This window comes from Chryseobacterium artocarpi, assembly GCF_001684975.1.
Classification (GTDB): Bacteria; Bacteroidota; Bacteroidia; order Flavobacteriales; family Weeksellaceae; genus Chryseobacterium; species Chryseobacterium artocarpi.
In genome coordinates, this window is record NZ_MAYH01000051.1 from 88,255 (window position 1) to 112,646 (window position 24,392).

General features: G+C 34.2%; 26 protein-coding genes. 9 read left to right on the forward strand and 17 right to left on the reverse strand.

The features are described 5' to 3' along the window. Positions 1-539: 539 nt before the first annotated feature. Positions 540-2,345 carry a helix-turn-helix transcriptional regulator gene (locus tag BBI01_RS22030; protein ID WP_065396789.1) on the forward strand — a complete coding sequence of 602 codons (1,806 nt, stop codon included), beginning with the start codon at positions 540-542 and terminating at the stop codon, positions 2,343-2,345. A 53-nt stretch (positions 2,346-2,398) separates the two neighbouring features. On the opposite strand, the gene BBI01_RS22035 is transcribed toward BBI01_RS22030, so the two are convergent. The 6 genes from BBI01_RS22035 to BBI01_RS22060 all read right to left on the reverse strand — a co-directional run bounded on the left by BBI01_RS22035 (position 2,399) and on the right by BBI01_RS22060 (position 9,546). Further along, the gene (locus BBI01_RS22035; RefSeq protein ID WP_065396790.1) at positions 2,399-2,857 is read right to left on the reverse strand and encodes a hypothetical protein; all 459 of its coding nucleotides are present in this window, start codon (positions 2,855-2,857) and stop codon (positions 2,399-2,401) included. 68 nt (positions 2,858-2,925) lie between these two features. After that, positions 2,926-4,056, reverse strand: coding sequence for a 4-hydroxyphenylpyruvate dioxygenase (gene hppD / locus BBI01_RS22040; protein WP_065396791.1), 1,131 nt, complete (start codon positions 4,054-4,056; stop codon positions 2,926-2,928). A 237-nt stretch (positions 4,057-4,293) separates the two neighbouring features. After that, entirely contained in the window at positions 4,294-5,085 is a 792-nt protein-coding gene (locus tag BBI01_RS22045; RefSeq protein WP_065396792.1) for a hypothetical protein, read from the reverse strand. Positions 5,086-5,212: 127 nt separating this feature from the next. After that, on the reverse strand, positions 5,213-6,487 hold the full coding sequence (locus BBI01_RS22050) for an acetyl-CoA hydrolase/transferase family protein (RefSeq protein ID WP_065396793.1): 1,275 nt from the start codon (positions 6,485-6,487) through the stop codon (positions 5,213-5,215). A 212-nt stretch (positions 6,488-6,699) separates the two neighbouring features. Further along, positions 6,700-8,211, reverse strand: a complete 1,512-nt coding sequence (gene scpC / locus BBI01_RS22055; RefSeq protein WP_065396794.1) for a succinyl-CoA:acetate CoA-transferase ScpC — start codon at positions 8,209-8,211, stop codon at positions 6,700-6,702. Between the two features lie 183 nt (positions 8,212-8,394). After that, positions 8,395-9,546, reverse strand: a complete 1,152-nt coding sequence (locus BBI01_RS22060) for a homogentisate 1,2-dioxygenase (RefSeq protein WP_065396795.1) — start codon at positions 9,544-9,546, stop codon at positions 8,395-8,397. 122 nt (positions 9,547-9,668) lie between these two features. Here BBI01_RS22060 and BBI01_RS22065 point away from each other — a divergent pair, with 122 nt between their 5' ends. Next, positions 9,669-11,744, forward strand: coding sequence for a TonB-dependent receptor plug domain-containing protein (locus tag BBI01_RS22065; protein ID WP_065396796.1), 2,076 nt, complete (start codon positions 9,669-9,671; stop codon positions 11,742-11,744). Between the two features lie 54 nt (positions 11,745-11,798). Beyond that, positions 11,799-12,206, forward strand: a complete 408-nt coding sequence (locus tag BBI01_RS22070) for a thioredoxin fold domain-containing protein (protein WP_228394055.1) — start codon at positions 11,799-11,801, stop codon at positions 12,204-12,206. Positions 12,207-12,595: 389 nt separating this feature from the next. Here the strand turns inward: BBI01_RS22070 and BBI01_RS22075 are convergent, their stop codons facing one another. Together BBI01_RS22075 and BBI01_RS22080 are read right to left on the reverse strand one after the other, a co-directional pair. Continuing rightward, positions 12,596-13,072: a cupin domain-containing protein gene (locus tag BBI01_RS22075; RefSeq protein WP_065396798.1), complete on the reverse strand. Its 477-nt coding sequence runs from the start codon at positions 13,070-13,072 to the stop codon at positions 12,596-12,598. A 4-nt stretch (positions 13,073-13,076) separates the two neighbouring features. Next, positions 13,077-14,069: an NADP-dependent oxidoreductase gene (locus tag BBI01_RS22080; protein WP_065396799.1), complete on the reverse strand. Its 993-nt coding sequence runs from the start codon at positions 14,067-14,069 to the stop codon at positions 13,077-13,079. Positions 14,070-14,160: 91 nt separating this feature from the next. Between BBI01_RS22080 and BBI01_RS22085 the strand changes: the two genes are divergently transcribed. After that, positions 14,161-14,538 (forward strand): winged helix-turn-helix transcriptional regulator, encoded by a 378-nt coding sequence (locus tag BBI01_RS22085; protein ID WP_065396839.1) that lies wholly within the window; start codon positions 14,161-14,163, stop codon positions 14,536-14,538. A 310-nt stretch (positions 14,539-14,848) separates the two neighbouring features. On the opposite strand, the gene BBI01_RS22090 is transcribed toward BBI01_RS22085, so the two are convergent. After that, positions 14,849-15,214: a DUF1304 domain-containing protein gene (locus BBI01_RS22090; protein WP_065396800.1), complete on the reverse strand. Its 366-nt coding sequence runs from the start codon at positions 15,212-15,214 to the stop codon at positions 14,849-14,851. A 66-nt stretch (positions 15,215-15,280) separates the two neighbouring features. Between BBI01_RS22090 and BBI01_RS22095 the strand changes: the two genes are divergently transcribed. The 3 genes from BBI01_RS22095 to BBI01_RS22105 all read left to right on the forward strand — a co-directional run bounded on the left by BBI01_RS22095 (position 15,281) and on the right by BBI01_RS22105 (position 16,797). Next, positions 15,281-15,853, forward strand: coding sequence for a Crp/Fnr family transcriptional regulator (locus BBI01_RS22095; protein WP_065396801.1), 573 nt, complete (start codon positions 15,281-15,283; stop codon positions 15,851-15,853). 63 nt (positions 15,854-15,916) lie between these two features. Beyond that, positions 15,917-16,348 carry a DoxX family protein gene (locus BBI01_RS22100; RefSeq protein ID WP_065396802.1) on the forward strand — a complete coding sequence of 144 codons (432 nt, stop codon included), beginning with the start codon at positions 15,917-15,919 and terminating at the stop codon, positions 16,346-16,348. Between the two features lie 5 nt (positions 16,349-16,353). After that, complete coding sequence (locus BBI01_RS22105) at positions 16,354-16,797, forward strand: carboxymuconolactone decarboxylase family protein (RefSeq protein WP_065396803.1); 444 nt, start codon at positions 16,354-16,356, stop codon at positions 16,795-16,797. Between the two features lie 192 nt (positions 16,798-16,989). Here BBI01_RS22105 and BBI01_RS22110 read toward each other — a convergent pair whose 3' ends face one another. The 6 genes from BBI01_RS22110 to BBI01_RS22135 form a co-directional block, all read right to left on the reverse strand. Next, complete coding sequence (locus BBI01_RS22110) at positions 16,990-17,478, reverse strand: VOC family protein (protein ID WP_065396804.1); 489 nt, start codon at positions 17,476-17,478, stop codon at positions 16,990-16,992. A gap of 93 nt (positions 17,479-17,571) precedes the next feature. After that, positions 17,572-18,540 (reverse strand): cyclase family protein, encoded by a 969-nt coding sequence (locus BBI01_RS22115; protein ID WP_123862203.1) that lies wholly within the window; start codon positions 18,538-18,540, stop codon positions 17,572-17,574. A gap of 321 nt (positions 18,541-18,861) precedes the next feature. Beyond that, positions 18,862-19,845, reverse strand: a complete 984-nt coding sequence (locus tag BBI01_RS22120) for an aldo/keto reductase (protein ID WP_065396805.1) — start codon at positions 19,843-19,845, stop codon at positions 18,862-18,864. A 26-nt stretch (positions 19,846-19,871) separates the two neighbouring features. Beyond that, a complete protein-coding gene (locus tag BBI01_RS22125) occupies positions 19,872-20,624 on the reverse strand; it encodes a type 1 glutamine amidotransferase domain-containing protein (RefSeq protein WP_228394056.1) in 753 nt (250 codons plus the stop codon). Next, positions 20,625-20,912, reverse strand: a complete 288-nt coding sequence (locus BBI01_RS22130) for a putative quinol monooxygenase (protein ID WP_065396806.1) — start codon at positions 20,910-20,912, stop codon at positions 20,625-20,627. Then, positions 20,912-21,526, reverse strand: coding sequence for an NAD(P)H-dependent oxidoreductase (locus BBI01_RS22135; RefSeq protein ID WP_065396807.1), 615 nt, complete (start codon positions 21,524-21,526; stop codon positions 20,912-20,914). The genes BBI01_RS22130 and BBI01_RS22135 overlap by 1 nt, the downstream gene beginning before the upstream one ends. A gap of 299 nt (positions 21,527-21,825) precedes the next feature. Between BBI01_RS22135 and BBI01_RS22140 the strand changes: the two genes are divergently transcribed. Both BBI01_RS22140 and BBI01_RS22145 read left to right on the forward strand, forming a co-directional pair. Then, a complete protein-coding gene (locus tag BBI01_RS22140; protein WP_065396808.1) occupies positions 21,826-22,572 on the forward strand; it encodes a metallophosphoesterase family protein in 747 nt (248 codons plus the stop codon). Positions 22,573-22,612: 40 nt separating this feature from the next. Then, on the forward strand, positions 22,613-23,512 hold the full coding sequence (locus BBI01_RS22145; protein ID WP_065396809.1) for a LysR family transcriptional regulator: 900 nt from the start codon (positions 22,613-22,615) through the stop codon (positions 23,510-23,512). Here BBI01_RS22145 and BBI01_RS22150 read toward each other — a convergent pair. Further along, positions 23,486-23,953 (reverse strand): GNAT family N-acetyltransferase, encoded by a 468-nt coding sequence (locus tag BBI01_RS22150; protein WP_065396810.1) that lies wholly within the window; start codon positions 23,951-23,953, stop codon positions 23,486-23,488. The two genes, BBI01_RS22145 and BBI01_RS22150, sit on opposite strands and share 27 nt — an antisense overlap. 1 nt (position 23,954) lies before the next feature. Then, complete coding sequence (locus BBI01_RS22155; protein WP_065396811.1) at positions 23,955-24,389, reverse strand: GNAT family N-acetyltransferase; 435 nt, start codon at positions 24,387-24,389, stop codon at positions 23,955-23,957. Between the last annotated feature and the right edge of the window lie 3 nt (positions 24,390-24,392).

Below are 24,392 nucleotides of genomic sequence, written 5' to 3' on the forward strand. Positions count from 1 at the left end.
AAGAATATGCGTCGTTTCACTTTGTTTACATTTTATAGATCCAGGAGTGTAGAATATATACATCTTGTTTAATGTTTTGTTTTTCAGGTGTTTATATTATGTTTAAAAAAGACTTAATTTGTGTTTGAAGTTGTTTTTTTATATAATAAATTGATTATTAATACTTTAAATGTTGGTATTGATTTTTTATAGGGTAAATATATTTTTATAAGTTTTAATCTCTGATTTGTCTTATTTATATTTTTAGTTGTTTTTTTTAAGTAGCTGATTAATAGTATTTTAATTTTATTTGTATATGTATTGTTACTTTATGTATATGTTTTGAAATGTTATTAATTTGTTTGTTAATCCTTTTTTTTATGAGTTTTGCAAACCATTTTAAAAATATAAATGAATGATTTTCTAAAAATGTACTGTAGATGGTTTTCTAGCGAAAATTGTATGTTGGTTAGAAAAGAGTTGAAAATTATTTATTTATTAATTGAAATTATTTAGTATATATTTCTATATTTATTGCATAACCATTTAAACTAATCAGATTGAATAAAATATTTTTATTTCTAATTTTATTTTTCCTTCCTTGCTTTGGTTTCGCACAAAGTGATGTAGATGAAGATCAACATCAAATCTCTCTCTTATTATTTGCTAAAAATTTTATCAAAGCTAAAGAAATCGTCGAATCCAGATTACTAAAATCAGATGACAACTCGCGAAAAGTAATCGGTTATGTATATTTATCAAGATGTTATGACAAACCAAAAGACGAAAGTAAAAAGATTGATGCTTTAGAAAATGCTAAAAAAATAGCATTGAAAACACGAAATGAAATCGATATGGCATATGTTAAGTATGGTTACGCTTTGTACTATGCTTATCTTGAAAAAAATGATTTTTTTGTAAAAACAGTCAATGAAAGTATCACTACATTCAGTAAATTTCCGAAGGAAAATTTCATTCTTAGTGCTCTGTTCACAAGTAAATTTTTGTATTTGTCTAAAAATAAATTGAATAGAGATGAGAAATATACCAAAGTGGCTTGTATCTCAGCATACAATTATGCTTTGAAGTCTAAAAATGATTTCCTGATCTTTCAAAGTGCTAATAATGTTTGTGCTTATTATGCGTATCAACATCTTACAATGAGTGGTGCTGATTCTAAAAAATATCGTGATTCTGCAGTTATTTATATCCAAAAAACGTATTCCCACATTCAAAACATAAAAGATAAAACAGCCAATAAAAAGGCTTTGATAACCTATTATTTTAATCTTAATAGTCTTGCCGATAATTCTACAGAAAGTGTTTCGGAAAGTCTAAAGCTTTATGATAAAATATTAGATTTAACTGAGAATGACGATTCTTTTAAAGAATTAAGATGCGCTACCTATAATAATATTGCTATATTATTTGAAAATGAAAATAAGAATAAACTTGCAGAAGAGTATTATCTTAAAGCATATGAATTAATTCCTAAAAGTAAAGTAGCTAATAATTATGAATTTTCTACTGTCAAAATTGTTTCATTTTTGGAGAAATTTGCTAATTTTTATGAAAAGACACATCAGCCTGAGAAAGAGCTGAAATATTTAAAAGAAGCAAGAAGTTTTGAAAAACAAGGATATTTAGAGAAATTTGAAAATAGTACAAAATCTCTGGAATTATTTTATGAGACGGAAAAGAAAGATAATCAGATCAGACAGTTGGAGGAAAAAGATAAGATGTACAATAAATATAAATTACTTTCTTTATTTATTATCTTACTTTCAATAGTTGGGGTTATCTTCCTTTTTTATATGCTTCGTTACAGACAAAAGCTTAGTAAACAAAAGATAAGCCTTCTGGAAGGTGAAAAAAATGAAGCCAATTTGTTATTACAATTGACTCAAAAAGAGCAGGAACGACTGAAAGCAGAACAAGAGCTGCTGGAAATACAACAAGAGCAGCTTCAGAAACATGCTATGGCAACTTCATTACAGCTGGATCAGAAAAATACTTTTATTAATGAAATAAAAGAGAAGGCAAAGGGGGATAAAAATACCAGTATCAGCCGTGCATTAAAAGAAGAACAGCTTATTGATCATGACTTTAATGTAATGCAGAAAATTGTTCAGGACGTACATCCTGATTTTTTCAAACGACTTCAGGAAATTGCAGTAAGTAAACTGACAAATCAGGATTTAAGATATGCTTCTTATATTTATCTTAATATGGATAATCAACAGATATCAAACATTTTGAAATCAAGTCCAATGGCTGTACGAATGACTAAATACAGGCTAAAACAGAAGTTAGGATTAGATAAAAATGATGATCTGAAAAGTTTTATACAAAATCTTAAGTTGTAAAAAAATCTATTTTAGAAATTATATAAAAAAAACGAGGATTATTTCTCGTTTTTTTATTTCTTCTTGGAATAAGATTCTTCATCAATCCATCGATCTCTGGTATTGACATCGATGAGGTAGAGTATATTATCTTGTTTAGTAAGTAATAATGTTTTTGTGACAGGCATTGGGATTTTTTTGCCTTCAAGAACATTAGCTCTTAATGAAACAATATTCTTTTTTCTTACAATATCACCAGTAAATACATTGGAGCTGCTTTCTCCTGTAGCTTTATCATCGAAGACCTCTACATAAGTTGCATTGCTTCCCTTGATGACAATAAAATCTCTTTCTGTGTGATCTGCTTCATCTTTAATGAAAACAAATTTCTTATTGTCAATATTTACATTTTCAAGATTTTGGTTGATTCCTTTTCTTGCTTCAAGTTTGTCCAAAATAGCATTCAAAGTTCCATATTGTGCTTTTACACCTAAGGTTCCAAAGAATAATATTCCGATTAAAATTTTTCTCATATGCTGTGTTTTATAAAAAAGTTTTGCCAGAATTGATATCCTGACAAAACTTAATATTTTATGTAAAATTAAAGATTACCTCTTCTTTCCTGTTCTCTTTCTAATGCTTCAAATAATGCTTTGAAATTTCCGGCACCAAAACTCTGTGCACCATGTCTTTCAATGATTTCGAAGAATAGAGTAGGACGGTCTTCCACAGGCTTTGTAAAGATCTGTAAAAGATATCCTTCTTCATCATGATCAATAAGTATACCTAACTCCTGTAATTTTTTAAGATCTTCATCAATATGACCTACTCTTTCAGGAACCATGTCATAATATGCCTCTGGTGGAGCAGAAAGGAACTCTACACCACGCTTTTTAAGTTCAGTAACTGTATGGATGATGTCTTTTGTAGCTACAGCAATGTGTTGTACTCCTTCACCTTCATAGAAATCAAGATATTCTTCTACCTGAGATTTCTTTTTACCTTCTGCAGGTTCGTTGATCGGGAATTTTGCATATCCGTTTCCGTTTGACATTACTTTAGACATCAATGCGGAATATTCTGTATTGATCTGCTTGTCATCAAAAGAAAGAATGTTTACAAATCCCATCACTTTTTCATACCATTCCACAGTAGGGATCATTCTGTTCCAGTCTACATTTCCTACGCAGTGGTCTACGTATAATAAACCTGCTTCTTCAGGATTGTAAGCACTTTCCCATGTTTCATATCCTGGCATGAAAGCGCCGTTATAGTTTTTTCTTTCAATAAACATGTGAACTGTTTCTCCGTAAGTATAAATTCCGGACATTCTTACTTCACCTTGCTCATCAGTTAAAGTTACTGGTTCTAAATATGGTTTTCCACCTCTTTTCGTAGTTTCTTCAAATGCTGCATAAGCGTCATCTACCCAAAGTGCTAAGATTTTTACTCCGTCACCATGTTTTTTTACATGCTCACTGATAGGAGAGTCAGACTTAAGTCCTGTTGTAAGTACTAATCTGATTTTTCCTTGTTGAAGCACATAAGATGCACGGTCTCTTACTCCTGTTTCAGGACCAGCATAAGCTACAGACTGAAAACCGAAAGCGGTTTTATAATAATGAGCAGCCTGTTTTGCATTTCCTACATAAAACTCAATATAATCTGTACCGTTAATCGGTAAGAAATTTTCTGCTTGAGCAATTTTCTCGGCAAATGTAAGTGTTGACATATTTTCTCTTTTACTTTTATTTTATTGGTATGCAAATTACAAAATTATTGGATATAGCGAAAATATTACCGCTGATTCATTGAATATATTTAACATAAAGTTCAAGAAGTGTTCACTTAAGTATATTTAAGTTCCTTAAGTTTGAAATAAGCTGACTACATTTGTATTACAAAAAACAAGTGAGAAAAAAATATTTCGAACATGAAAGCCGCAGATCATCTCTGCGGCTTTCTTATTTTATGGTGTTTCTATTTTTCTGTTCAGGGTTCCGGCATCCGGATTATAATTGTCCCAGATCTTCCAGGTGTCATCTATTTTTTTTATAAAATAAATCTGTGTACTAAGTTGATTCACAAAATGTTCTTCTCCTGTTTCTCCTACTTTAAATAGAAGGTTCCAGAATTCCTGAGTTTCCAATATCTTTTTATCTGGCTCATCAGTAACAACGTGAATATCAAAAACTTCATAATTGGAACGGTTGTTTTTGGTTACCAGATGGAAATCTTTTTCACAGAGCTCTTTACTGAACTGTGATACTCGTTCTAAAAATGGAGAATCATCAAATAAGAAATCGTTGAAGATATCCGTGTTGTGGGTTGGAAACTGTTTGCAGAATTCAAATGCTGTGGCACAATAGTCGTAAACCATTTGCGTCAGAAAAGAATGATTGTCAGCTCCTTTATGATTTTGTTTTTTTTGCCTAGCAGAAAGAATATAGTCGTTAAGATCTTTATATCCCAGAAAAATACATATTTTATCCAGGGTTTTTAAAAATCTTAAATCACTGTGCGTTTTATCCTGATAGTCGTTTTCAAAGAAACGCTGTAAGGTAACATGAGAAATGGTATTCCCGATCTCAAATTTTTTACCTCCTTTAAGTTCATCAGCTTCAGATAGTTCTTCTTTAATGATTTCGGAAAGAATAATATAATGGCTTCTCTTCCATTCATTCACATTCCCCAAAACAGAATTCCTTACCTTCGAATGCTTTACAACTTCCTCTCGTATCGAATTATATATAGTCTTCAATTTCCTCGTTTTACAAAGAGTTTTATCAAAAATACTGCCAAAATGTTAAAATTTTTTAGGCTGAATGATAAAACCGTTTTTAAATTCTCAATAAAAATAATGTTTTAAAAATATTAACGACTGATTATCAGTGTTTAAATCTTTCGAAAGCAGCTCTTTCCAACATTTCTCTGTCGTCAGGGTGTGCAATACTGATGAGTTCCTGCGCCCTCTGACGAAGGTTTTTTCCATATAAATAAGCAGTTCCGTATTCGGTCACAACGTAATGAATATGTCCTCTTGTTGTAACCACTCCGGCACCCTGTTTAAGATAAGGAACAATTCTGGAGATGCCTTTTTTAGTTCTTGAAGTAATAGCAATGATAGGTTTACCATCATCACTTAATGCAGCACCTCGCATGAAATCCATTTGTCCTCCAATGCCGCTGTATTGTAAGGTTCCAATAGAGTCTGCGCATACCTGTCCGGTAAGGTCAATCTCAATGGCTGAATTGATGGCTACCATTTTCTTATTCTTCATAATATTAATGGGAAAATTAACCTCGCTTACATCCCTGAAGGCAAAAACAGTATTATCATCTACATAATCATAAAGTTTTCTGGTTCCGAAGCAGAAGCTGGTGATCGTTTTATTATCGTTGTACCCCTTGTACTTATTATTGATTACGTCATTTTGAATAAGATCAATAACTCCGTCACTTAGCATTTCGGTGTGTATTCCAAGGTCTTTATGGTTATGAAGGCATTGCAGAACGGCATCCGGAATAGTTCCGATACCCATTTGGAGAGTAGACTTATCTTCAATAAGTTCAGCGACATTTTTACCTACCTGCATTTCTTCAGGACCTACTTTAGAACCATAATCTACAGTGTGAAGTTCTTCTTCATGCCATACTAGTTTGTGGATTCTGCTGATGTGAATCATACCATCTCCATGTGTTCTCGGCATTCTTGGATTGACCATTGCAACGATAGTTTTTGCAGTATCTACGGCTGCTCTTGCAATATCTACAGAAGTTCCTAATGTACAAAAACCATGTTTGTCCGGTGGAGAAACTGTTATAAGAGCTACATCCAAAGGAAGTATATTTTTTCTGAATAAAATAGGAATCTCACTTAGGAATACAGGAACAAAGTCACCTCTGTCTGAGTTTACAGCATCACGTACTGGTGTAGAAACGAATAAAGAATTCACAAAGAAGCTGTCTTTGTACTCCGGTTTTGCAATTTCTATATTTCCCTGTTGGGTAATGGAAACCATTTCTACATTTTCTAATCTGTGTGCCTGTCTTGCAAGCTCATCAATCAGGTAATTGGGAGTACATGCGCTGCCGTGGAAAAATACACGGTTACCGCTTTTTATGGTATACATTGCTTCTTCAGCACTGATATAATTATGCATATTTTATCTTTTTAATTATTATGTTTCTGACTAATTTTTATTTCATAAAATGCCTAACCTCTCTCAAAGATAACTTTTATATCGTTATTTATTTCAAATATTTTATATGATATTAAAAGACTTTTATCATATGAATGAATCATATAAATTTAATAAAAAATAAAGACCGAATGCATCACATCCGGTCTTTAATATTAGTATTTGTAAAATTTTTAGTTGGAAACTTCCATTGCTGTTGCCTGTTTCATACTTCCTGTTTCTGAAAAACGCAGATGCCAGCTGAAGGCTTCTTCAAGTAAGTGAGGAGTGTGCCCACCTCTTTCACAAGCTCTGTCGAAATAAGACTGTAGTTCTTCTTTATAATCAGGATGAACACAGTTATCAATGATTTTCTGAGCTCTTTCTCTTGGTGCTAATCCTCTTAAATCTGCCAGTCCTACATCTGTCACCAAAATATCTACATCATGTTCTGTATGGTCTGTATGAGAAACCATTGGAAGAACGTGTGAAATATTGTTTCCTTTTGAAGCTGCCTGAGTTACAAAAATACTTAAGTAGGCATTTCTTGCAAAGTCTCCGGATCCACCAATTCCGTTCATGATATTTGTCCCTCCGATATGGGTAGAGTTTACGTTTCCGTAGATATCAAATTCAATGGCGGTATTGATAGCGATTACTCCCAGCCTTCGGATCAATCCCGGAGTATTGGAAATATTCTGTGGTCTTAAAACAAACTTTTCTTTGTATTTTGAAAGATTTCCAAGTACTCTTTCATAGCATTCTTTTGAAACAGTGATTGAAGAAGCAGAAGCAAAGCTTAGTTTACCTGAATCTATTAAATCAAATGTACTGTCCTGAAGAACTTCAGAGAACATGGTTAGGTCATAGAAATTACTATCCTTGAATCCTGTAAGCACTGCATTGGCAACTTTTCCGATACCAGCCTGAAGAGGAAGTAATCTATCGGTAAGTCTTCCTAAACGAACTTCATTTTCAAAGAATTCAAGAAGGTGTTTTGCAATGGCGGTTGTTTTCTCATCAGGTTCGGCAATATCTGCGGGGCTGTCTTTAAGATTGGTGAAAACAATGGCTTCAATTTTATTAGGATCTACCGGGATACTTTTTCTACCTATTTTGTTCCAAGGAGCAACAATTGGAATAACATTTCTGTAAGGGTAATCTTCTGCCTGATAAATATCGTGAATTCCGTAAACTTCTTCCGGAACTTCGGTATTGATTTCAATGATGATTTTTTTTGCTAGAGCAGCAAAAGTAACTGAGTTTCCTACAGAAGTTGTAGGTACAATGCTTCCATCTCTTTCAATATAAGCAGCTTCGATAACTGCTACGTCAATGCTTTGAAGGTTTTTGGTATGAAGAAGTTCTGCACTTTCACTTAAATGCTGATCAATGAAAAGAATTTCACCATTATTGATTTTATTCCTCAAGGTAGGATCTACCTGGAAAGGCATTCTTTTTTTAAGAACGTTAGCTTCTGCCAGTTTCCCGTCAGTACCGTGCCCTAGTGAAGCTCCGGTCATTAAAGTGACTTTAAGGTCTTCTGTTTTTCCTCTTTCTGCCAGTGCCGGCAAAATTGCTTTGCTGTCACCAGCTTTTGTAAAGCCGCTTGACCCTATGGTCATACCGTCTTTAATCATTTTTACAGCGTTTTCAGCTGTAGTTACCTTTTCGTGTAAACTTTCTAATCTGATTCTTTCTAACATGTAATATTGATTTTTATTAAACCACCATTACTTAGGATGCGATATGAAAAATAATGATGGTCATATATGTGAACCATACCTTACAAATTTACGAAAAAAGACGCTTTAAATAAAGGATTTAAAGCGTCTTTTGTATGTATTCAGTAATAGTTTTTCTCTATGATGAAAAAGATTTTTACTGTTTTATTCTAACCAAGAAGTTTTGTAGGACGGATCTTCCACTTTTAGAGCTTCTTCCGTGATTTTTAAAGGACGGAAAGGATCTACCATTACGGCATATTCTTCTGTGAATTTTTTACCAATACTTCTTTCCATTGCACCTGGGTGAGGTCCGTGTACAATTCCTCCCGGGTGAAGGGTAAAATCCATAAGATCAATGTGGTTACGGCTCATGAAATCACCTTCGGTATAGAACAAAACCTCATCGGAATCAATGTTGGAGTGGTTATAAGGTGCAGGAATTGCCTGTGGGTGATAATCATACATTCTTGCACAGAATGAACATACTACAAAATTGTGCGCTTCAAAATTCTGGTGAACTGGTGGCGGTTGGTGAATTCTTCCGGTAATAGGTTCAAAGTTTTTGATATTGAATTTATAAGGATAGAAATATCCGTCCCAGCCGACAACATCAAATGGATGTGTTGCATAAATGAAGTCTGTGATCTGGTTTTCTTTCTTTACTTTGATTAAAAATTCCCCTTTTTCGTCCACAGGTTCTTTGAAAACAGGAGCAATCATGTCTCTTTCGCAGAACGGAGAGTGTTCCAGAAGCTGCCCGAATTCATTTCTGTACCTTTTTGGTGTATAGATAGGAGAGTGGCTTTCCAATACGAAGAACACTGTATTTTCAGATGTTAATTCTACCTGATAGATCGTTCCTCTAGGGATGATAAGGTAATCACCAACTCCAAATTCAAGGTCTCCTACAAATGTTTTTAAAATTCCGGTTCCTTCGTGAACGAATAAAAGTTCATCACACTCCGCATTTTTGTAGAAATAATCCATTGATTTTCTAGGTTTTGCCAATCCCATTTTCAGGTCGTTGTTCATCAAAAGAATCTTACGGCTGTCCATGAAATCGTCCTCAGGAGTTACATTCATTCCTTTAAACATTCTTGGTGTAATGTTTTTTTCTACCGCGATTTTTGGAGTCACATCTTTCGGTTCCCCAATTGATTTGATCTGGGTAGGGCGGTGAATATGGTATAGCAGAGAAGAAATACCGTGAAAACCTTCCGTTCCGAAAAGCTGTTCATAGTAAAATTTATCTTCAGGAGATTTAAAGACTGTATGTCTTTTTTGTGGGATATTTCCCGCTAGATGATATCTCATTTTACTTTCATATGTAGTTTCTCAAATTTAATAATTTTTCATGAATTGGCTTAATCAAAAAAAAACGTACAAGTTTTGTATTTCAAAAATAATTGTTAGATTTGTCTAACAATTTTAATTTCATGAAGCGAATATTATTTTCTATTACTTTTTTATCTTCTTATTGTTTTGCTCAGGAGACAGACAGTTTAGTTTTAAATCAATCTCAAAAAACTGATTCTGCTAAGGTTCTTAAATTAACTAAAGAGATTAAAACGAGTAATATTGAGGATGTAGTGGTTACCGGAACCATAAAACCGGTAAGCAGATCAAAAAGTCCGGTAGCGGTAGAGATCTACAGTCAGAAGTTTTTCCAGAAAAATCCTACTCCAAGTATTTTTGAAGCGATAGGAATGGTAAATGGAGTAAAACCTCAACTGAATTGTTCCGTTTGTAATACAGGGGATATTCATATCAATGGACTGGAAGGTCCATACACGATGATTCTTATTGACGGAATGCCGATTGTCAGCTCACTTTCGACGGTATATGGATTGAGCGGTATTCCTAATAGTATTGTAGATAGGATAGAAGTGGTAAAAGGTCCTGCATCTTCTATTTATGGTTCAGAAGCGATGGGAGGAGTGATTAATATTATCACAAAAAATGCTTTGACGGCTCCCAAATTAAGCGTAGATATGATGACCAGCTCCTGGGCTGAAAATAATTTTGATCTTTCTACAAAATTCAATCTTGGAAAGAATGCTGCTTCATTATTAAGTTTAAATTACTTCAGTTTTAAAGAAAGAATAGATCAGAATAAAGATAATTTTACGGATACAACTTTACAGAGCAGGATTTCAGTTTTTAATAAATGGAACTTTAAAAGAAAGGAAAACAGACAGGCAAGTTTTGCAATGAGATACTTGTACGAAGACCGTTTTGGTGGTGAAATGCAATGGAATAAATCTTTTCGTGGCAGTGATGAGGTATATGGTGAAAGCATTTATACCAACAGAGCGGAGGTTTTCGGTTTGTATGAATGGCCTATGAAGGAGCATATTGTCACTCAGTTTTCTTATAATTATCATGATCAGAATTCTTTTTATGGATCAAATCCTTTTAATGCTCTTCAGAAAGTAGCTTTTGTGCAAACCTATTGGGACCGAAGTTTTGGAAAGCATGATATCACTGCGGGATTTACTTTCAAAAGAACTTTTTATGACGACAATACTCCGGGAACACTGGCTTCTGACGGAATCACCAACGAACCGATGAAGTCTCCGATATGGGGAGCGTTTATTCAGGATCAATGGGAGATCAATGACAAGAATACTTTGTTGCTGGGCTATCGTTATGATTATGATAAGGTGCATCATTCTGTGCATTCACCAAGGCTGGCGTGGAAATTCTCTCCTAATCCTTATCATACTTTACGCTTCAATTTCGGAACTGGATTCAGGGTTGTAAATCTTTTTACAGAAGATCATGCAGCTTTGACGGGATCAAGGGAAGTCATTGTAAAATCTAACCTGGAGCCCGAAAGATCAGTGAACGGAAACCTGAATTATATCTGGAAAATTCCGGTAGGAACAAGAATGTTACATCTTGATGCTTATGCTTTTTATACTTATTTCAGTAATAAAATTGTGGGTGATTTTGATTCTGACCCGAATAAAATTATTTATGACAATCTTCATGGATATGGTATTTCCAGAGGAGCTTCTCTGAATGTGGATTTTACTTTTCAGTTTCCATTAAGTGTTAATCTCGGCGTGACATATCTTGATGTGTACCAAAAATACGATGACGAAAATCAAAAAACACAACAACTTCATGCGCCCAAATGGAGTGGAACTTATAATCTGACTTATAAATTTCCTCACAATCTGACCGTAGATTTCACCGGACAGTTTTACGGACCAATGCGACTTCCTGTTTTACCGAATGATTTCCGCCCGGAATATTCACCGTTTTATTCTCTTGCCAATATTCAGGTGTCAAAGAGTTTCAAATCCGGATTTGAAGTATATGGCGGTGTGAAAAACCTATTCAACTTTACTCCTAAAGATCCCTTGATGAGACCTTTTGATCCATTTGATAAACATGTTGATGATCCTATCAACAATCCAAACCACTATACTTTCGATACCGCATATGGTTATGCTCCTATGCAAGGAATCAGAGGGTTCTTGGGAGTAAAATATACTTTGAAGTAAATGAAAATTTTTGCTTTATTTTTAATGTTAGTGCCCTGTTTTTATCTGTCTCAGATGAAGACAGGGACTTTTTCTGAATTGGAACTTCAACAAAAAGAGTTTTCAAAACCTATTGTTATTCATATTTATACAGATTGGTGTGCAGTCTGTAAAATTGAATCTTATCGTTTAAACAAGGATGAAGATTTGGTGAAGATCATGAATGAAAATTTTTATCTTATCAATTTTGAAGCTGAAAAAACCAGAGATAAAATTAATTTTCAAGGACAAGAGTTTGAATATCTAGCCAATGGAAGTTCGGGAATTCATGAGCTGGCGTTGGCTTTGTCTAAAAATAAAGAACAGCCTGTTTATCCATTGTGGATTTTTCTGGATAAGAATCAGAATCTTGTTTACTATCAGGAAGGATTGCTTACTCCTGATAAAATGAAAGAAAGATTGCTTGAGATTTCAGCTTTGTAATGGGTTGGAAAACGCAATGGTATTAAGCTTTTATGTGATTCGAATTCTTTTAAGGCGAAAGGATTTTATCTGCGATAAAATTGAATACCGTTTATTTATGCCACGAATGCACTAATAAAATGATACGTGTGTAATTTTACGTATGCAATCTATATATGTGGTAAAAAAAGTAACCATATGGATACACGAAATTTTTTGAAAAGTGAGCGTTTTTTATTCGTGAATTCGTGGCAAAACTCTTAGGAGCTCCCTTGTTGAAAATCTTGGATTTTCTTGCGCCTTAAAGTAGAATATTATCCTTAACTCTTTGTGTCTTTGCGTTTTCCAACAAATTAATATTCCCGCAGATTTTTTATCTGTGAAATTTGTGCAATCTGTGGGAATATCTTTTAATCTTTAGTTTTAGCATCTATTAAAACAGCAAGTTGTATGCATGGTTCATCAGATCTGTTACTCCATGCGTGATTGGTTCCTCTTTGGATGACAATATCTCCTGGTTTTAGAAGAGTTTCACCTTCTTCCATAATCAGATATAGCTCACCGGAAAGAATAATGATATAATCCAATGTTTGGGTTGTATGCATCATGGGATGAGGTTCTCCTTTTTTGAATTCAACTCCTAAATCTTTATCTGGTGGAACTACTACATATCTGAAATAGGTTCCATTTTTGGGTGTCTGAGGAAATCCTGTGTTGGGGATTCTTGTTTCAAACTCAAGGCTTGCAGGAGTATTTTGAGTATTCCAGATATCTGATATGATGAGTCCTGGGAAATGTTCTACTGCATTTTCCACCTGTTGATCTTCCACAATAATGGATTTTCCATCTTTAATTCCGGTTACGATTCGTCTGGGTATTTTGTTCATGGATTTATGAATTTTTCATGATAAGTTTATGACCTTGTGTCTTGTTATTTTTAAGTAAATAATGTGCCTGTAGAACAGTTTTTAGAGAAAGGTCACCTATTATTTTGTATTGAGGAGCTTTGATGATATCGTTTTCAATTAACTGAGAGATTTCTTGTAGGCTGTTTTTGTAATATTCATAGTTTTTGATCATGCTGTATGCATAATTGGAGATGTTTATAATGACAGTTCCTTTGTTGAAAAGGATCTCATGAGCATTTTTAGTAACAAGAGCTGTAACATCTGCATAAGTTCCGTTAATCTTTAAAACTTCAGCAGTAATTTCAGCCATATGATTTCCCACCATATCAATTCCTATATCAAAAGGCTGATCATCATTTGCTTTTAAAAGATTTTCTGTAAGGTTTCCTTGTCTGTAGTTTATAACCTGATGATCCTTTAAACCCATATGAAGAAACATATGTTTGTTTTCTTCACTACCTACCGTTACAATGAAATTTTGAATATGATGAGCCCACAAAATCTTAATTAAAAAAGATCCTACAGCTCCGGAAGCTCCTGTGATAAGAATAGTCTTTTCCGGTTGTAATTGTAATCGTTTGAAAATCTGTAAAGCAGTTAACCCTGCGGAGGGAATAGCAGCTGCCTGTTCAAAGGAAATATTTTTAGGTTTGAATGATACAATACTTTCAGGAACTGAAATATATTCCGCATACGTTCCATTACTTCCCATAGAACCGCTTCCGCAAAATACTTCATCTCCAATGTTAAATTCTGTCACATCATTGCCTTTTTCCACTACAATTCCAGATAATTCTCTTCCCAGTATAGGCGAGCTGATTAGTTTTCGTTCCAATTCATTTTCAAGCATCTGATAATCGATAGGGTTAAAACCACTAGCTTTAATCTGGATTAATACTTCATTACTCTTAGGTTTAGGCTTTTCTGTAAAACCATCCTCAAGTTCAAAATTCTGATTTAAAATAACTGCCTTCATACAATTGATTTGATGTACAAATGTAAAGAGTGAATAGTTTATATTTGCTACTAGTTAACAAATGGTAACTAGTTACCTTCATGAAACTATTATGGCAAAAATTATTGAAAACGGTGTAGAAAGAGAGGCTACCTGTACTGAAGAATTGTTCGCAATGCGAGACAGCATTGATGTCTTAGGTGGAAAATGGAAACTGATGATTTTACGTTATTTAACGAACAGAACGGATCAACAGATTCATTTTAAAAAGCTGGAACGTGGTATTGAAGGAATTTCTGCTAAAATGTTGAGCAAAGAACTGAAAGAATTAGAAACAAATCTTTTGATTACAAGAACTATTCAGGATACAAAACCTATTACTGTCACCTATGCTGTAACAGAATATGGGAAATCTGTATTTCCGGTAACAGAAACATTGGTAAATTGGGGATTATTACATCGAGAGAAGATTAAAGCTTCAATGGGGTGATTTGAAATTGTAAGTTTGTAGTTTAATTATTTTGGAAAGCGTAATTATTCAAAGGTTCGTAGCAATATGTTTCTGCTGATATTTTGCCACGGATGCACGAATAAAATGTTTTAAATTTCCACAATATTCTATGTTCCTATGTGGTCGAAAAAATATTAGAACCACATAAGAACATAGATTTTATCCGTGCATTCGTAGCAATGATTTAGCAGTATTCAATTTTATCGCAGATGAAATCCTTACGTCTTAGAAGCATTTGCATAACACAAAACCTTAGCGTCTTTGCGTTTTCCAACATATTTTCAATAAACTATTTCAATAAAACAGCAATAATAGCCAATATCGCAGGCAATGCCTGAACAAAAAAGATCTTCTTCGTTGCAGAAATAGCCCCATAAATACCAGCCACGGCTACACAACCTAAAAAGAACAAGGCTACATTATCCTGCCACTGCGGATCTTTAATAAGGAAAGACCAGATTAATCCAGCCGCAAGAAAACCATTATACAATCCCTGGTTAGCTGCTAATCCTTTTGTAGGTTTAAACATTTCTGCAGGTAATGCAGCTTTGAAAACTTCCTTGCCTTTGGTTTCCCAGGCAAACATTTCCATCCAAAGAATATAAAGGTGTTCAAGTGCAACAATTGCAATCAGAATTTTGGCAATGACTTCCATGATTTAATGTTTTTGTCATTGTAAAACTAAAAAAATAAAGTTAAGTTTGAGTAATCAATTCTAAAGATGGATAATTTCAAGGCACATTTAAACAAATTCATAACGGTAACTGACGAAGAGTATGTTTCAATTTTTTCATTCTTTGAAGTAGTAAAGGTGAAGAAGAAGCAGGATCTGATGTTGGAAGGTGAAGTTTGCAGAAATATGTATTTTGTGGTGGAAGGTTGTCTTAGAAAATATTTTATTAATGAAAAAGGAGTAGAGCATACCACTCAGTTTGCTATTGAAAATTGGTGGATTACCGATACTTTTGCCTATGAAAGACAGTTGCAGACAGATTTCAATATCCAGTCTGTGGAAAAGTCTACTATTCTTGTCATTGATTTTAAAAATCAGGAATTATTGTTGGAGAAACATCCTGTCATGGAAAAATATTTCAGAATTATATATCAGAGAGCGTATGCAGCTTCAGAAAGAAAATTACGTTACCTGACTGAATATTCAAGAGAAGAATTGTATGTGCATTTCAGTACGTTGTATCCTTGGTTTATTCAGCGGATTCCTCAATATCTTATCGCTTCTTTTCTTGGTTTTACTCCGGAATATCTGAGCGAAATTAAAGCAAAATTACGTTCTTAAACCAGTTTAAGTTTTTTACGGATCAGAAGTCGGAAATTTGTCAAGTAATTAAAAGCGAATGCAATGACAGATACAAAAAATCAATTTCCGCAGTTATTTTTAAGGCTTGCTCTTGCTGTGACAATGTTTTCTGCAGTTGCCGATAGATTCGGATGGTGGAATGCGGAAAATTCTTCTTGGGGAAATATGAAGAGCTTTGAAGAATATACAAGATCACTTACTTTTTTTCTTCCTGAAACTCTGAGTACATTTTCAGCATATGCCGCTACATTTTTAGAAATTCTTTTTCCACTAATGCTGATTGTTGGCTTTAAAACGAAAATAGCAGCTTACGGAAGCAGTATCTTATTGTTGATTTTTGCTGTATCAATGACTGTTGCGTTAGGTTCTAAAGCTCCACTCAATTATTCCGTTTGGGTGGGAAGTGCAGCGGCTCTTTTATTGGCTGTTCAGCAACAATATTCTTTTAGTATAGATCAATTAACCAAAAAATAAATATAATGAGTGCAAGATTTAACATGGCAACTACTGATGCCGCAGCGTACAAAGCAATGTTGGGGCTGGAAGGATATTTACAGAATACTTCTTTAACCCATATTCAAAAGGAATTAATTAAAATAAGAGCGTCTCAGATTAATAAATGTGCTTTCTGCCTTGATATGCATACCAAAGATGCGATCAAATATGGGGAAACTCCTCAGAGAATCTTTATTCTTGATGGATGGACGGAAGCAAAGGAATTTTTTACAGAAGAAGAGCAAGTACTTTTGGCAATGACGGAGGAAATTACACTGATTAGCCAAAAAGGATTAACGGAGGAAACTTATCAGAAAGCTAAATCATTCTTTGATGAGGCGCAGATTGCACAGATTATTATGGCAATCATTACGATTAATGCATGGAACAGAATTGCTGTGAGTACACATTTACCGATTGCAAAATAATAAATGATGGACGTTAATGAAGAGGTAAAATAGCAGAGATTTACGAATGGAAAAAAGAGCTTTTCAATAATGAAGAGCTCTTTTTATTATTAACAAAGCAAGAAAATTCCATGGGTATTAATTCTAAAATAAATCTTAATGGTAATTATTAAATTTGATTATGGAAACCATCTCTTTACTTTGTCGATTATTTTATGGATTCTTTCTTTGGAAAGGTCCTTGTGGAGCAATAATCTCAAGATTAGTTCCATCAGGGTCCTGGAAATAAGCAACTGCTGTTCCGTATCCGGCTTTTAATCCGTCAGCTTCTTCAAATATAATAGGCTCACCATCAGGTTCTACACCTATTTCTTTTAATCTTTTCATCGCATCATCAATATTGTCAACCTCAAAGCAAAGGTGCATGGCACTGATCTGATTATTGGAGTAAGATGCTTGTTCAGATTCAGGAATTACATATTCTAGGATATCAAGATTGATGTTATCCAGACGAAGGTTGGCGAATTTTATTTTAGTGTCTGTCAGACCTTGCGTTTTTGCCATTCTTTCTCCACCTATTTCATCAATATTGGAAACTTTAGTTCCGGTTAACGCTTCATAAAAAACAATAGATTTCTCTAAGTTTTTCACTGTGATTCCTACGTGATTAGCGCGTGTGAACCCTTTTGTTATATTTTCCATTATTTTTAAATTTTGTAATTGATATTTTAAAAATTGATTGATCAGAATCTTAGATTTGGAATCTTAAATTACGGTTTATTTCTGATACTTAGATTAATAAATAGCCACAGGGTTTACATTTACCTGTGTAGATCCCACATATAAAGGCTGTCCCAATACAAATAGGAATTCCCATACTTTTTGTTTCACCAACGGGCGGCTGTCAATCAATTCTAAGTTATAGATTCCTTTTTTGGCAAGCATATATTGATTGATAGGAAACTCTTCTTTACTTTTTGGATTCGGATATACTTCGGAAGCCCAGGTATCACCACCGAAAGCAACAATATCTTGATCAGCCAGCCATTTTGCCGCATCCATCCCGATTCCTGGCTCGGTTTCTAAGAATTGTTTATTGTCTTTACCTATCAGTTCAAGCCATCCTGTATTGAAAAGAATTACATCACCTTTTCTCAACGTAAGCCCTTGTTTCTTTAAAACAGCCTTGATGTCTTCAACAGTAAACTCAGTTCCTCCGGGTACAATTGCTTTTCCGTAATGAGCAACCATATCAAGGACTACACCACGGGTAACAAATGGCGGTACTTTTTCAACACCAAGTTTTTTTACACCTTCTACCGTTACAAAATCAGTAGCTTTATTTCCGTTGTAGTAAATATTATCAATTCCTATGTGTCCGATACCATTAAGCTGGGTTCCTACTCCGGTCCATCCGTTTACCAATTCGTCATTGAATGTAAATCTATTGGGACCAATGCTTTTTCCACCTTGTTCACCAGGTTGGATATTATATAAATTAAAGCTTCTATGTCTGAAAGCCGGTAAGTTTTTATCAATAGGAACAGCAAGTGCTAGTGTTTTACCTTGTTTTACCAATCCGAGTGCCTGTTTTACAACTTCTGGAGTTAATAAATTAGCAGCTCCAATCTCATCCTGAGCTCCATAAGCTGATGGATACCATGATTTGTCTTCTGGATTGACAAGAGTTTGAGCATTTAATACAATGCTGTTTATAGTCAATAGGGTTGTTAACCCGAACATTTTGATCAGATTATTTTTCATTTTTTACGATTTATGAGTTGAATAAGAAGGGAAGCTGGAAGAGGGGAGTTGTGGATGTCGTTTTACAACTGGTATTCCGTTTATTGAAATGAAGCTTCCGGTTGATGAAAGAATGGAAGTTGGAAGTTGGATGTTTTTGAAGTCTTATAATAATTGGTATTTTATTGATTAGATATAACAGACTGTAAGTTTATCATACACGCTAGTGCTTTCATCTTCATATTTTCTCCTTACAGTCTGATAATTTGAATCAAAAGATTGAAAGTTATCAATATCCTGACAGTACTTCAATCCTCCAGCTTCCATCTTCCAGTTTTTATATTAAATCTCGCTTAAAGCTACATTGATAAAGTTCAGTTCTTCCTGAGAAAGGTTGATATCCATTGCTTTTGCGTTATCAATGGCTTGCTCTGCATTTCTTGCACCTGCCAATACTACTGTAATTGCCGGCTGTAGCGTAGTCCATCTTAATACTAATTGAGATAGGCTTGCTCCTTTTTCCTGAGCGATCGGTTCAATTTTTTCTAAGAAAGTTTTTACTTTATTCAGATCAAATTGTGAGAAATAACCATTTCTGTGATCGTTGTCTTTTAATTTGTTATCCTTGAAATATTTACCTGTTAACAGACCTCTTTCCATTGGGCTGTATACGATGATACCTGAGTTGTTTTCCAATGAATAAGGAACAAGATCGTTCTCAATTGAACGGTTCAGCATACTGTAAGAAACCTGGTTGCTCGCTAATTGTAAAGTTCTGTTAGCTTCCTCCATTTGTGAAACGCTATAGTTACTTACTCCGGCAGCACGAACTTTTCCTTGTTGAATTAATAATTCCATAGCCTCCATCGTTTCACTGATAGCTGTTGTGCTGTCTGGCCAGTGAAGCTGTAAGAGATCAATATAATCAGTTCCTAGCCTTTGTAAACTTTCTTCAACTTCTTTAATGATGTTCTCTTTAGAAGCGAATTTATAAACAGGAATTACTTTTCCCTCATCTTCAGCGTCAAAGAAAAATTCTCCTTTTCCGTTATTACTTCCATCCCATACCAATCCGAATTTTGTTAATAATTGGATTTTAGAACGGTCTTTTCCTTTAATTGCCTCACCAATCATTTCTTCACTTAATCCGAAACCGTAGAAAGGCGCCGTATCAATAGAAGTTACTCCGTGATCCAATGATGCATGAATAGAGTTAATAGAATCCTGTTTTTCATTACCACCCCACATGTTTCCACCAATGGCAAAAGCTCCGTGAGTAATTGTTGATAATTCCAAATCTGTGTTTCCTAATTTTCTATATTCCATTTTTTTGTTTTTAAAATTGATTGTGATTATTTATTTAATACTTTTAAAATAGCTTCTCCCACACTTTTTGCAGATTGCGGATTCTGTCCGGTAATCACTCTTTGGTCAGTTACCACATGATTCTGCCAAAGCCCTGATTTTTCAAATTTTGCTCCTCTTTCTTTTAATTTATTTTCCAATAAGAAAGGTACCACATCTGTTAACTTTACTGCTGACTCCTCTTCATTAGTAAAAGCATTGATTTTTTTACCATCTACCAGATACTTTCCATTACTCAGCTTGATGTTTACCAAACCAGCCGGACCGTGACATACTCCTGCGACAATACCTCCATTTTCATAGATTTTTGAAGCGATAGCTGACAGTTCTGTATTATCAGCCAAATCCCACATAGCTCCGTGTCCGCCAGCATAAAAGATCGTTGAGTAATCTTTTGGATTTACCTGTGATGGTTTTAAAGAATGATCGATTTTATATCTGTATTCCTTGTTTTCCCAAAACTCTTTGTTAACAGGATCTTTTAAGTCAAAACCGTCTACTGGAGGAGTTCCGCCTTTTGGGCTTACAAAATCAATTTCATATCCTGCTTTGTGAAGAACCTCCCACGGATGAGAAACTTCTCCTAAGTAATATCCAGTGTTTTCACCCGTACTGCCTTTTTTATCATGGCTGGTGACAACGAATAAGATTTTCTTTTTCATAGCATTGTTTTTTTGATGTTGTGCCTGAATAAATCCTATCGTGAAAAGGCTAAGAAATAAAAGTGCTAGTTTTTTCATTTAAATAAGATTTGTAGTGTAAATCTGAGGTATTTCCTGAAGCTTTTCCTCAATCAAAGCACCGAAAGCTTTAATATATGGTTGTTCATTATGCTGTGCTAATCCCTCTTTATTTTTCCAGATTTCATAGAAAACAAAGTGATTTTTGTCTTCAATTCCCTGGCGAAGATTATACAGCTCGCAAGCCTCTTCTTTTCTTGTTTCTTTTACCATATTCTGAAGAACTTCCAAAACTTCTTGCTGGTGCTCTTCTTTGGCTTTAATAACTGCGGTAAGGTGAATTTTCATTATACTAATTCAGGTGTTAATTCTTTTTCAAATATATTTTTCACATGCTCTCTGTAAAGCTTCATATCGCGCTCTATATTGGCATTCTTTTCTACATCGTGGAAGTGGAAGCTTTCCATTTTTTCTAAGGATACAAAGGCGTTCATTCTATGGAACCCAAATAAAGGTCCGTCATCTACACTTTTTTCATTAAAAAATTCCCCGGGAAGAGTAAATGCTGTTGCCGGAGCATTCCAGCTTGTAGTCAACATGTATTTTCTACCGCCAAGCATTCCTCCTGTACCATAATTAATTTCAGGATTCTCAGCATTTCTTCCATCGCTTTTATAGATACCTTTAGCGTGACCAGCCGTGAAAACTTCATCGATGTATTTTTTCAGTCCGTTTGGAAGCTGGAACCACCAGATTGGGGTATGGTAAATGATATAATCTGCCCAGACAAACTTTTCTACTTCTTCATGTTTGTCATAATTTTCACTTACGTTTGTTATCTTTACCTCTATATTATCAAATTCTTTAAGAACGGCTAATGTATTTTCTGCAATAGTTTGATTATATTTTCCACCGGAATGTCCGAAATTTTGTCCTCCGTTGATGATAAGTACTTTTTTCATTTCTTTATGATTGTTTAAATTTTACTCTGCAAAGTTACACTAGAGTGTTGTATAATTAAAATAATATAAATTATAGTAATGTATCAGAATAATTATATTTAAAATATTATATAAGGAGAATAGTGAATTCGCTTCACTTATCAATTTTTATGATTTGTAATCATTCATGCAAATTGACAATTCACTTTACGAAGCAAAAACTCATTATAATTATTCGCTACTTCATGGTAAAATGTCATGTCATATCTGAGTCGTAATTCCCATTCGTCTTGTACATTTGATTAACAAATTGACAGAGAATGATACAGATAGCGATTTTCAGTGATGTACATGGAAATCTTCCTGCATTGGAAGCAGTGTTGAAGGATATTGAATATAGAGGAATTCATCAGAAATTCTGTTTGGGAGATCTTGTGGATTTTGCACCTTGGGGAAATGAGGTTATAGAAAAGATTAAAAGTTTAAATATTCCTTGCCTGATGGGAAATCATGATGAAAGAATTGCTTTTGATTTATCTGTTTTTCCATTATCTAAACATTCTGAAGAAGAAACAAAAGCTAGATTTATTGCGATAGATCATTCTAAAAAATACATCAAAGCTGAAAATAAAATTTTTCTTCGTGAACTTCCTTTTCATTTAAAATTAAACTATAAAGTAGGAAAGAAGCATTGGAATATTCAATTGGTCCATTCAAGTCTGGAAACTAATGATACTTATCTATATGAAACAGAAAGTGATGAAGTATTCATGAAACAGTTGGAAGAATCAAAATCTGATCTGATTGTGATGGGACATACTCATCTTTCATTCAAAAAACAGTTTGAAAATAAAAAGTGGGCTGTTAATTGTGGTTCCGTTGGAAGATCCAAAGAAGAAAACAGGCTGGCTTCGTACTTAATATTGACCTTGACTGAAGAAAGGATTATTCCTGAAATCATACAGTTAAGTTACCCGATCGAAGAAGTAGTACAGAAAATCCAAGACAGTGATATTCCGGATTATTATGCTTCATTTATAAAAAATGATAATGTATTAATATTATAATTATTTTGTAACTTTGCATTATAATATTAATAATTAAGTCATGGTTAATTTAGAATGGTATCGTACTTTTAAGGCGATCTATAAAACCGGGACACTGACGGGAGCAGCAGATTCTTTATTTATTTCACAACCGGGTGTGAGTCTGCATTTAAGTTCACTGGAAGCATATGTTGGATATAAGCTGTTTGACAGAACCGGAAGAAAAATGATTCCTACGGAAAGAGGAAAGGTATTATTTAATGCCGTAGCAGAACCTCTTACGAAACTGGAAGATGTAGAAAAGAATTTTCAAAAGTCTACGGAAAAGCATACACCTACGATCAGTGTGGGAATGTGCTTTGAAACTTTTCAGACGACTTTGGAGCAATATGTATCTTCATTACCTTTCAATCTGATTATCAGTTTTGGAGAATATCCTGAAATGCTGGATCAGTTGGATAAAGGGATTTTGGACCTTATCATTACTCCTAAAAAAGGCTCTTCACCCAATATAGAACATGAAGCGTTTTCTTCGGAACAGATCATTCTGGTAGGTGGAAAAGATGTGGATACGGATGCATTCAAAAAGGTTTTAAAAACAAAAGATGCAGAACAGATTGAAGAGTGGCTGAAGAATGAGAAATGGTACGGAACCACCGGAGATATGGAACATCTTTTCCAGTATTGGACTTTAAATTTTGGTCACAAACCGAATTTCCGTCCGAATTATATAGTTCCTAACTTAAATTCAATCATCCGTTGTTTGAAAGGAGGTACTGGACTGGCTGTAGTTCCTGACTTTTTATGCAAAAATGAGATAGATAACGGAGATGTAAAACTAATCTGGGAAGGCAAGAAAAAACTGGAAAATACCTTATATTTTGGTTGCAGAAAAAAAACTAATTATCAAACAGAAATAGATCATATAAAAGGATTATTCCGTAAGATGATGGGTAAGTAAAACCATATCTTTCATCTGCAAACCGTTTTCATAAATTGGGGATGGGTAATTTTCAATAAAGAAATCTTTACGTATCCCTGTTTTTTTGAAACCGTTTTTTTCATAAAACCTGATCTGCTGAAATCCGGTATCGGAAGTCCCGACACTCAGAATTTTGTAATGACTGTCAAGGGCAATTTCTTTCGCTTTATTGATTAAAATACTTCCAATTCCTTTACTTCTATAGCTTTCAATAACCGCAATGTTTTTAATTTCAAGTTCAGAATCACTGTTTTTATATAAAGCCATTACAGCAATATTTTCCTTTCCGTCGTGGAGCAAATAGATATCACATTTAAAAATATACTGATAAATAGCATCTCTTGTTTCATCTGCTAACAACAACAGTTCATAAGGGATTCCCGAGTCTTGATCGATTTTATTAAAGGTAAACTGTTCCATGCTACAAACTCATATGGATAAGTGGATAATCTTTCCCTGAGCCGTCTTTTTCTGATCTTCCTACCTTTTTGAAGCCCATCTTTTCATAAAATCCAATAGCCTGTGGATTTTGCTCATTAACATCTACTTTGGTAAGTCCGGTTTGCTCTTTCATAAATTGATAAAGCTTTTTACCGTAGCCTTTTCCACGCATATCATCATGAATGAAAAGCATTTCAAGATTGCCTTCAGCTACGGAAGCAAAACCCTTTGGATCATTGTTTTCTGTAATTAAATAAACGTTCAGATGAGGAAGATAATCTCTTGGAATAGCTTCTTTGAACTCATTGAAATCTTCTTCGGCAAGGAAGTTATGTGTGGCTTTTACTGCAGATTCCCAGATTTCCATGATTTTTGGATAATCTTCTGTATTGGCAAGTCTAAATTGATGTGACATGAT

Bases quoted from the DNA above. Each gene is read 5' to 3' on its own strand.
- BBI01_RS22035 (WP_065396790.1), bottom strand. From the start codon at position 2,857: ATGAGAAAAATTTTAATCGGAATATTATTCTTTGGAACCTTAGGTGTA.
- hppD (WP_065396791.1), bottom strand. From the start codon at position 4,056: ATGTCAACACTTACATTTGCCGAGAAAATTGCTCAAGCAGAAAATTTC.
- BBI01_RS22050 (WP_065396793.1), bottom strand. From the start codon at position 6,487: ATGCATAATTATATCAGTGCTGAAGAAGCAATGTATACCATAAAAAGC.
- scpC (WP_065396794.1), bottom strand. From the start codon at position 8,211: ATGTTAGAAAGAATCAGATTAGAAAGTTTACACGAAAAGGTAACTACA.
- BBI01_RS22060 (WP_065396795.1), bottom strand. From the start codon at position 9,546: ATGAGATATCATCTAGCGGGAAATATCCCACAAAAAAGACATACAGTC.
- BBI01_RS22065 (WP_065396796.1), top strand. From the start codon at position 9,669: ATGAAGCGAATATTATTTTCTATTACTTTTTTATCTTCTTATTGTTTT.
- BBI01_RS22070 (WP_228394055.1), top strand. From the start codon at position 11,799: ATGAAGACAGGGACTTTTTCTGAATTGGAACTTCAACAAAAAGAGTTT.
- BBI01_RS22075 (WP_065396798.1), bottom strand. From the start codon at position 13,072: ATGAACAAAATACCCAGACGAATCGTAACCGGAATTAAAGATGGAAAA.
- BBI01_RS22080 (WP_065396799.1), bottom strand. From the start codon at position 14,069: ATGAAGGCAGTTATTTTAAATCAGAATTTTGAACTTGAGGATGGTTTT.
- BBI01_RS22085 (WP_065396839.1), top strand. From the start codon at position 14,161: ATGGCAAAAATTATTGAAAACGGTGTAGAAAGAGAGGCTACCTGTACT.
- BBI01_RS22090 (WP_065396800.1), bottom strand. From the start codon at position 15,214: ATGGAAGTCATTGCCAAAATTCTGATTGCAATTGTTGCACTTGAACAC.
- BBI01_RS22095 (WP_065396801.1), top strand. From the start codon at position 15,281: ATGGATAATTTCAAGGCACATTTAAACAAATTCATAACGGTAACTGAC.
- BBI01_RS22100 (WP_065396802.1), top strand. From the start codon at position 15,917: ATGACAGATACAAAAAATCAATTTCCGCAGTTATTTTTAAGGCTTGCT.
- BBI01_RS22105 (WP_065396803.1), top strand. From the start codon at position 16,354: ATGAGTGCAAGATTTAACATGGCAACTACTGATGCCGCAGCGTACAAA.
- BBI01_RS22110 (WP_065396804.1), bottom strand. From the start codon at position 17,478: ATGGAAAATATAACAAAAGGGTTCACACGCGCTAATCACGTAGGAATC.
- BBI01_RS22115 (WP_123862203.1), bottom strand. From the start codon at position 18,540: ATGAAAAATAATCTGATCAAAATGTTCGGGTTAACAACCCTATTGACT.
- BBI01_RS22120 (WP_065396805.1), bottom strand. From the start codon at position 19,845: ATGGAATATAGAAAATTAGGAAACACAGATTTGGAATTATCAACAATT.
- BBI01_RS22125 (WP_228394056.1), bottom strand. From the start codon at position 20,624: ATGAAAAAACTAGCACTTTTATTTCTTAGCCTTTTCACGATAGGATTT.
- BBI01_RS22130 (WP_065396806.1), bottom strand. From the start codon at position 20,912: ATGAAAATTCACCTTACCGCAGTTATTAAAGCCAAAGAAGAGCACCAG.
- BBI01_RS22135 (WP_065396807.1), bottom strand. From the start codon at position 21,526: ATGAAAAAAGTACTTATCATCAACGGAGGACAAAATTTCGGACATTCC.
- BBI01_RS22140 (WP_065396808.1), top strand. From the start codon at position 21,826: ATGATACAGATAGCGATTTTCAGTGATGTACATGGAAATCTTCCTGCA.
- BBI01_RS22145 (WP_065396809.1), top strand. From the start codon at position 22,613: ATGGTTAATTTAGAATGGTATCGTACTTTTAAGGCGATCTATAAAACC.
- BBI01_RS22150 (WP_065396810.1), bottom strand. From the start codon at position 23,953: ATGGAACAGTTTACCTTTAATAAAATCGATCAAGACTCGGGAATCCCT.
- BBI01_RS22155 (WP_065396811.1), bottom strand. From the start codon at position 24,389: ATGTCACATCAATTTAGACTTGCCAATACAGAAGATTATCCAAAAATC.